Origin of the sequence: Roseateles sp. (assembly GCF_039595595.1) — a bacterium.
Taxonomy (GTDB): domain Bacteria; phylum Pseudomonadota; class Gammaproteobacteria; order Burkholderiales; family Burkholderiaceae_C; genus Roseateles.
Map to the genome: position 1 here is coordinate 26,333 of NZ_JBCNLG010000035.1, position 7,600 is coordinate 33,932.

Consider the following 7,600-nt stretch of genomic DNA (forward strand, 5'->3'; position numbering starts at 1 on the left):
TGGTCCCGCCGCGCCGCGCCGGCGATCCTGCTCGCCGCCATCGCGGTGCTGCCGCTGTTGCCGGTGCCCGAGTTCTGGATCACGCAGCTGAACTACATCGGCATGTTCGCGCTGGTCGCGCTGGGGCTGGTGCTGCTCACCGGCGTCGGCGGACTGACGTCCTTCGGGCAGGCCGCCTTCGTCGGCGTCGGCGCGTACACGACCGCGCTGCTGAGCGCGCGCTACGGACTCTCGCCGTGGATCGGCCTGGCCGCGGGCCTGGCGATCACGCTGGCCATCGCACTCGTACTGGCGCTGATCACGCTGCGCATGTCGGGCCATTACCTGCCGCTGGCGACGATCGCCTGGGCGCTGAGCCTGAACTTCACCATCGCCAACATGGAATCGCTGGGCAAGTACGACGGCCTGCTGGGCGTGCCGGCGATCGAATGCTTCGGCGTCAGCTTGGCCGACGGGCGGGCCATGTACTACCTGATCTGGCTGCTGGCGATCCTTGGCGCGATCGCGGTGCGCAACCTGCTGGACTCGCGCCCGGGCCGCGCGATCCGCGCGCTGGGCGGCGCGACGGTGATGGCCGAGGCGATGGGGGTCTCGACCTTCCGCTACAAGGTCGTGGTCTTCCTGATCGCGGCGCAGCTCGCGGCCGTGTCGGGCTGGCTGTTCGCGCATGTGCAGCGCACCGTGAACCCCAGCCCCTTCGGCCTGAAGATGGGCATCGAATACCTGTTCATGGCCGTCGTCGGCGGGGTGTCCAGCGTGTGGGGCGCCTTCGTTGGCGCGGGGGTGTTCAAGATCATCGAGGACCAGCTCAAGGAGCTGCTGCCGCGCTTGCTCGGCAGCAACGGCAACTTCGAGATCATCGTGCTCGGCGTCGTGCTGGTGCTGATGCTGAAGTACGCGCCCAAGGGCCTGTGGCCGACCCTGCAGGCGGCGCTCGCGCGCTGGTGGCCGGCGCCGCCGCGCGCGCGGGACTGGGACGGCGCCGAGCCGCTCGCCGCCCGCCCGAAGCCGGCGCCCGGCTCGGTGTTGCTGCGGGTGGAGAAGCTGCGCAAGCAGTTCGGCGGCCTGGTCGCGGTGAACGACGTCAGCTTCGAGCTGCGCGCCGGCGAGATCATGGGCCTGATCGGGCCCAACGGCGCCGGCAAGTCGACCACCTTCAACCTGGTCTCGGGCGTGCTGCCCGCCAGCGGCGGCGCGCTGCACTTTGCCGGCGAGGCGATCACCGGGCTGCCGTCGCGGCGGATCGCGCGGCTGGGCCTGTCGCGCACCTTCCAGCACGTGAAGATGATCGCGGACATGACGGTGCTGGAGAACGTCGCGCTGGGCGGCTACCTGCGCTCGCGCAGCGGCACCGCGCGCGCGATGCTGCGGCTGGACCGGGCCGAGGAGCGGCGTCTGTTCGCCGAGGCCGAGGCGCAGCTGCGCCGCATCGGCATGCAGGACCATCTGCATGAACTGGCGGGCAACCTGGCGCTCGGGCCGCAGCGGCTGATGGAGATCGCGCGGGCGCTGTGCAGCGACCCGTCGCTGCTGCTGCTCGACGAGCCCGCGGCGGGCCTGCGCCACAAGGAGAAGCAGGCGCTGGCCGCGGTGCTGCGCCAGTTGCGGGCCGAAGGGATGAGCATCCTGCTGGTCGAGCACGACATGGACTTCGTGATGGGCCTGACCGATCGCATCGTCGTGATGGAGTTCGGCACCAAGCTGATCGAGGGCACGCCCGCCGAAGTGCAGGCCAGCCCCGAGGTGAGGGCGGCCTACCTGGGAACGGAACACTGACATGACCGAGTTGCTGAAGGTCAGCGGATTGCAGGCGGGCTACGGCCGCGCCGAGGTGTTGACGGGCCTGGACCTGCGGCTGCGACAGGGCGAGGTGGTGACGGTGATCGGGCCCAACGGCGCGGGCAAGAGCACGACGCTGAACGCCTTGATGGGCGTGCTGCCGGCGCGGGGGCGGGTGATCTTCGATGGCGAGGACGTCCATGGCCTCGGACTCGAGGAGCGCGTGATGAAGGGCCTGGCGCTGGTCCCCGAGAAGCGCGAGCTGTTCACCACGATGTCGGTCGAGGACAACCTGGTGCTCGGCGGCTTCCGGCCGATGCGGCTGGGCGTGAAGGGATGGCGCGACGAACTGGAGCGCGTCTATGCGCTGTTCCCCCGGCTGAAGGAGCGCCGGGCGCAGCTCGCCGGCACCTTGTCCGGCGGCGAGCGTCAGATGCTCGCGGTCGGCCGCGCGCTGATGGCGCGGCCCAAGCTGCTGATGCTCGACGAGCCCAGCCTTGGCCTGGCGCCGCTGATCGTGAAGGAGGTGTTCCGCATCGTCGCGCAACTGCGTGACGCGGGCGTCTCCATCCTGCTGATCGAGCAGAACGCGCGCGCCGCGCTGGAGGTGGCCGACTACGGCTATGTGCTGGAGACCGGCGAGATCGCCCTGGAGGGGGCGGCCGCCGATCTCGCGAAGGATCCGCGCGTGATCGAGACCTACCTCGGGGCGAGCCGGCAGGCCCGCTGACGGTGGATCCATGCGCGCCGCTGCAGGCGGGCACACCCCGAATCGGGGGGAGATCGGTGGCATTCCCGAAACATGCCGGGGGAAGCGCCCCACCATAATCCGCCGACCCCCGACCATGGCCCTGCTGTCCTCCCTCCGAAAGCTGCTGACCGGATCCGCCGACGCGACATCGCCGCGCCGGTCATCCGGCACCGGCGCGCCTTCATCGCCTGCGCCTGCGCCCGCCGCCTCGGCCGCGCGCGCCGAGATGCCGCCGCTGCCGTCGCAGGCGCCGGGCTCGGCGCACTCGCTTGGCCCGAGCATGGTGTCCACGCAGACGGCGGTGTACACCGGCGGCGAATTGGTTTTCCCGACGCTGGAGGCTTCGCCCGAATGGCTGCATTTCAGCGCCCGGCTGCTGGGCCTGTCGCGGCTGAAGGACGTGCCGCCGTCGGCGGGCGAGCAGGCCCTGATGCAGCGCCTGCAGGCGCAACGCGGGTCGCAGTGGGCCGATCTGCTGCCGCGGCTGCCCGCCGTGCTGCCGCAGTTGATGCGGCTGGTGCGCCGCCCGGACGTGTCGGGTGCCGAACTGGCGCAGCTGCTGTCGCGCGATCCCAGCCTGGTCGGCGAACTGATGCGATTGGCCAACTCGCCGCGCTATCGCACCGAACGCGAGATCACCGACCTCTCCGGCGCCGTCATGGTGCTCGGCCAGCAGGGCCTGAACCAGTTGGTCATGAGCGTCGCGCTGCGGCCGATCTTCCATCAGGGCAGAGGCCGCTACGCCAGCCGCGCCGGCACGCTGCTGTGGGACCTCAGCGAGCGCACCGCGCTCGCGACGATGCGCCTGGCCAACGCGGGCGACGACGAGTTCTCCGCCTACCTCTCGGGCTTGAGTTCGCAGCTCGGGCTGATGGCGCTGCTGCGCGCGCTGGACGGCATGTCCGCGCCGTCGGTGCCGCCGCTGGACCGCGAGGGCCTGCATCGCCAGTTGCTGCCGTTGACGGCCGCCTGGTCGGCGCAGGTCGTCGAGCACTGGGGCTTTCCGCCGAAAGTGGCCGAGGCGCTGGCGCCGCGGCCCGGGCGCGGGGCGGAGTCCACCGTGCTTGCGCATCTGGTGCGCCAGGCCCAAGCGGTCGCGCTGCGCCAGTTGATGCAGCCGGGCCTGCAGCCGGCGCAACTGGGCGACTGGTCGGCCGCGCAGCAGCGCTGCTATGCGGATCTCGACCGCGAGTTCAGCGCAGGCAACCCCGCCGCCTGAGCCCATTCAGCGGCGGCGCGCCTTCAACCGCCGCGCCGCCGGACCAGACCCCAGGCGAGCGCGCCGAACGCCCCTTCGAGCAGCAACGCCAACGCCGCAGCGGGCAGCGCGCCCGCGAGCAGCAACGTCTGATCATTGAGCGCGAGTCCGGTGACGATGCGCTCCCCGTACCCGCCGGCCCCGATGAACGCGGCCATCGTGGCGGTGCCGACCGACAGGCTGGTCGCGGTGCGCAGTCCCGCGAGCATCACCGGCAGGGCCAGCGGCAACTGCACCTCGCGCAGCACCTGGCCCCGCGTGAGGCCGAGCGCGCGCGCCGCGGTGGTCAGTCCTTCGGGCACTTCGCTGAGCCCGACGGTGCAGTTGCGCAGCACCGGCAGCAGCGCGTAGAGCGTCAGCGCGACCAGCGCCGGCACGGGTCCGATGCGGTTCAGCGCCCAGATCAGCAAGGCGAGCATCGCCAGCGAAGGCACCGTCTGAAGCAGCGCGCAGACGGCGAGCAGCGATTCGCGCCAGCGCGGCCACGGGTGCAGCGCGACGGCCAGCGGCACGCCCGCCAATGCCGCCAGCCCGACGGAGCCCAGCACTAGCGTCAGATGCTGCAGCGTAAGGCGTCCGAGGTCCGGACCCGCCAGGCGCGCCCAGAACCCGGCCCGGGCGGATGGAGAGGGCGCAGCGGATGAGGAAGGCGACGCGGACGAGGAAGGTGAAGCGGCCAAGGTGGCCGAAGCGGCAGCCGCCGCGCCGCCGCCGGGCCCAGCACCGGCAAGGAAATCGCGCGCGATGACGTCGAACGGCTGCTTGTCCATCTCCGCGCGCGCGTTCATCGCGATCATCGCGCGCTCGTCGATGCGGCCCTCGAGCGTCTGGAGCGCGGCCCATGCGCGCGGATGCCGCCGCGGCAGGTCGAGCCGATACAGCAGCACCGCGTCGTAGCGCGGGAAGAAGCGCGCGTCATCGGCCAGCACCTTCAAGTCGAGCGCCGCGATCTGCGCGTCCGTCGTGTAGACGTCGGTGAGGGCGATCTGTCCGTCGGCGAGCGCGCGGTAAGCGAGGCCGTGATCCAGGCCCGTCGGGGACTGCGGCAATCCATAGCGTTTGGAAAGGCCCGGCCATCCGTCGGCGCGGCCGAGGAACTCGTTGCTGAGCCCGAACCGCAGTGCCGGATGCGCCCGGAGGTCCGACAGCGATGCGATGCCGAGCTCGCGCGCCTGCGCCGAGCGCATCGCCAGCGCGTAGCCGTTGTTGAAGCCGAGCGGCACGCCGATCGCCAGGCCCAGGGGTCTGAGCTCCGCTTGCAATTGCGCCAGCGGCGCGCCGGTCGCGGGGTGGCCGAGGATCTCGCGCTCGATGGTGCCGAGGTATTCGGGATAGACGTCGATGCTGCCCGCCTTCAGCGCGGCATGCACGATCGCGGTGTTGCCCAGGCCCTGCCGCAGCTCGACGGCGGCGGACGGATCGTCGGCGCGCACCGTCTGCGCCAGGACCTCGGCGAGGAGGTAGCTCTCGGTGAAGCGTTTGGAGCCGATGCGCAGCGGCTCGCCGGCGAGCGCCGGTGGCGCGGTGACGAAGGCCATCGCGCAGGCCAGCAGGAGGAGGAGCGGCCGCAGCCAGCGGGGCATCGTCATCGGCGCAGCATAGTCGAGCCGCCGCGGCCGCGCCCCAGCGTGCGCAAGACCTGCGCCGCGAATGCGTCCGCCGCGGGCGAGCCCGCCGAGGCCTTGCTCCGCAGCAGGACCACCGACATCAGCGGCAGTGAGCCTGGCGGCGGCATGCCGTGGCGTTCGTCGAGCAGCTCGACGCCCTCGGGCACGCTGCAGCGGGTGAACAGCGCGATGGCCAGGCCGCTCTCGACTGCTGCGAGCATCCCGGCCGGACTGGCGCTGTCGCACACGATGCGATAGGGACGGCGCAGCGCGGCGAGCGCCGAGAGCGCCGCCTTGCGCGCGAGGCTGCCCGACTCGTAGACGGCCACCGGCAGCGGCGTCTGCCGCCAGGCCTCGAAACGCGGTGCACCGAACCAGGCGAGCGGTTCATCGAAGAGCGCCTGTCCGCGCCCGGCGCGATCACGCGTGACGACCGCGACGTCGACCTCGCCGCGCGACACCCGCGGGATCAGTTCCGTCGACTGCTGGCAGATCAGCGTGAGTTCGACCGCGGCGTGCCGGCCCGCGAAATCGCGCAGCACCGGGGTGAGATAGGGCACCGCGTAGTCCTCGGGCACGCCGATGGTGAGGCGGCCATGCAGCGTCTCGCGCCGCAGCGCCTGCACGGCCTCGTCGTGCTGCGCGATCAGACGCCGTGCGTGGCCGAGCAGTTCGCGGCCGGCCGGCGTCAGATCCATGCGCCGCGGCGTGCGCACCAGCACCGGCTGGCCGACCGCCTGCTCGAGTTTGGCGATCTGCATGCTCAGCGCGGATTGCGAGCGGTGCACGACCTGCGCCGCGGCGGTCAGCGAACCCGCGTCCACCGACGCGACGAAGGCGCGCAGCCAGTCCAGTTGGAGATCGGTCGATGGCATGGGTTCTCTCCGCCGGGAAAGCATTCGATTCGCTGATGGTAAGCGTGCGGAGGATTCGCTTTTCTGAATGCTCGCCGCCGCGCAGACTGACCGCATGACCTCGCCACTCCCTGCCGCCTCGATCCCTGCGCCACTGCCGGCCGATGCCGCCGCCAATCAGCCGCAGCGGCAACAGCGGCAAGGGCAGGCGCTGATGGTCGCGGGCGGGATGCTGCTGGGCACGATCGGGGTGTTCGTCGAGGAGGCGGCTCAGGACCCCGCCATGACCGTCTGGTGCCGCTGCGCGTTCGGTCTGGTGGCCTTGCTGGCCTGGGGGGCCTTGCGCGGCCGGCTCGGAGAACTGCGCCGGCTGCGCGGCAGGGCGCTCGTGGCGGTCGTCGCCGTCGGCGCCCTGACCGTGCTGAACTGGGGCCTGTTCTTCGCCGCAATTCCCCGTTGTTCGATCGCCGTGGCGACGGTGGTGTTCCACGTGCAGCCGTTCTGGCTCATGGCGATGGGCGCCTGGCTGCTGCGCGAGCGCGTGGGCCGCGCGCAGTGGCTCGCCGCTGCCGTCGCGCTGGCCGGGCTCGTGCTGGCGACGGGCCTCGCGGACGCCCTGGTCGGCGAGGTAGCCGCCGCGGACTCGGCGTTGCGGCTCCCCGGCTACGCGAGCGGAGTGCTGATGTGCCTGATCGGCTCGCTCAGCTACGCGGCCGCCAGCTTCATCGCCAAGGTCGAGGCGGATCGCGCCGGCTCGTTCGCGCTTTCATCCGGGCAGTGCGTGGTGGGCGTGCTGGCGCTGCTGCCCTGGCCGCTGATGCATGGCCTGCCGGCGCCCGGTCCGGTGTGGGGCTGGCTGGCCGGACTTGGCGTGCTGCACACGGGCCTGGCGTATGTGTTGCTCTATGCCGGCATGGCCAGGCTCGGTACCAGCCGCATCGCCGTGCTGCAGTTCGTCTACCCGGGCACGGCGGTGCTGGTCGACTGGCTCGTCTATGGGCGGGTGCTCAGCCTGGTTCAGATGGCTGGCGTGGCCTTGATCGCGGCCTCGCTGTGGACGCTCCGGCGGCGATGAGCTGACCCGGTGCGGGCCGGACGCTCAGGCGATCACCCGCAGCGTGAAGGCGCGCAGGTGATCCATCAGGACGTCCGACGCTTGCGCGGCGGCCTCGCCGTCCCCGCCCGCGATCGCCTCCGCCAGGCGCTGATGCGCGCGCGCGCCGGTGGCGACGTCGCCCAGGTGCCGGTACGCGTACCAGAAGCGCCGGCACTGGATGATCATCGGCAGCACCGCCGCCACCGCGTAGCGGTTGCGGCAGGCCGCATGGTTGACGCGGTCGAGCTGCTGGTC

The 7,600-nt window shown here is 71.8% G+C and carries 7 protein-coding genes; 4 read left to right on the forward strand and 3 right to left on the reverse strand.

Annotated elements, in window-relative coordinates:
* Positions 1-24: 24 nt before the first annotated feature.
* The 3 genes from ABDW61_RS24240 (at position 25) to ABDW61_RS24250 (ending at position 3,749) form a co-directional block, all read left to right on the forward strand.
* The gene (locus ABDW61_RS24240; protein WP_343642460.1) at positions 25-1,776 is read left to right on the forward strand and encodes a branched-chain amino acid ABC transporter ATP-binding protein/permease; all 1,752 of its coding nucleotides are present in this window, start codon (positions 25-27) and stop codon (positions 1,774-1,776) included.
* Between the two features lies 1 nt (position 1,777).
* The gene (locus ABDW61_RS24245; RefSeq protein WP_343642450.1) at positions 1,778-2,509 is read left to right on the forward strand and encodes an ABC transporter ATP-binding protein; all 732 of its coding nucleotides are present in this window, start codon (positions 1,778-1,780) and stop codon (positions 2,507-2,509) included.
* A 115-nt stretch (positions 2,510-2,624) separates the two neighbouring features.
* Positions 2,625-3,749 carry an HDOD domain-containing protein gene (locus ABDW61_RS24250; protein ID WP_343642452.1) on the forward strand — a complete coding sequence of 375 codons (1,125 nt, stop codon included), beginning with the start codon at positions 2,625-2,627 and terminating at the stop codon, positions 3,747-3,749.
* 23 nt (positions 3,750-3,772) lie between these two features.
* Here ABDW61_RS24250 and ABDW61_RS24255 read toward each other — a convergent pair whose 3' ends face one another.
* Together ABDW61_RS24255 and ABDW61_RS24260 are read right to left on the reverse strand one after the other, a co-directional pair.
* Complete coding sequence (locus ABDW61_RS24255) at positions 3,773-5,377, reverse strand: glycine betaine ABC transporter substrate-binding protein (RefSeq protein ID WP_343642454.1); 1,605 nt, start codon at positions 5,375-5,377, stop codon at positions 3,773-3,775.
* Positions 5,374-6,270, reverse strand: a complete 897-nt coding sequence (locus tag ABDW61_RS24260) for a LysR family transcriptional regulator (protein ID WP_343642455.1) — start codon at positions 6,268-6,270, stop codon at positions 5,374-5,376. Before ABDW61_RS24260 ends, ABDW61_RS24255 begins: the two co-directional genes overlap by 4 nt.
* A gap of 94 nt (positions 6,271-6,364) precedes the next feature.
* Here ABDW61_RS24260 and ABDW61_RS24265 point away from each other — a divergent pair, with 94 nt between their 5' ends.
* Complete coding sequence (locus ABDW61_RS24265; RefSeq protein WP_343642456.1) at positions 6,365-7,324, forward strand: DMT family transporter; 960 nt, start codon at positions 6,365-6,367, stop codon at positions 7,322-7,324.
* 24 nt (positions 7,325-7,348) lie between these two features.
* Here the strand turns inward: ABDW61_RS24265 and ABDW61_RS24270 are convergent.
* A partial coding sequence (locus ABDW61_RS24270; RefSeq protein ID WP_343642458.1) for an FCD domain-containing protein occupies positions 7,349-7,600 on the reverse strand: 252 nt, incomplete at its 5' end.

What these genes read in the sequence shown, in the direction of transcription:
- ABDW61_RS24260 (WP_343642455.1), bottom strand. Translation starts at nt 6,270, where the DNA reads ATGCCATCGACCGATCTCCAACTGGACTGGCTGCGCGCCTTCGTCGCG.
- ABDW61_RS24245 (WP_343642450.1), top strand. Translation starts at nt 1,778, where the DNA reads ATGACCGAGTTGCTGAAGGTCAGCGGATTGCAGGCGGGCTACGGCCGC.
- ABDW61_RS24255 (WP_343642454.1), bottom strand. Translation starts at nt 5,377, where the DNA reads ATGACGATGCCCCGCTGGCTGCGGCCGCTCCTCCTCCTGCTGGCCTGC.
- ABDW61_RS24265 (WP_343642456.1), top strand. Translation starts at nt 6,365, where the DNA reads ATGACCTCGCCACTCCCTGCCGCCTCGATCCCTGCGCCACTGCCGGCC.
- ABDW61_RS24250 (WP_343642452.1), top strand. Translation starts at nt 2,625, where the DNA reads ATGGCCCTGCTGTCCTCCCTCCGAAAGCTGCTGACCGGATCCGCCGAC.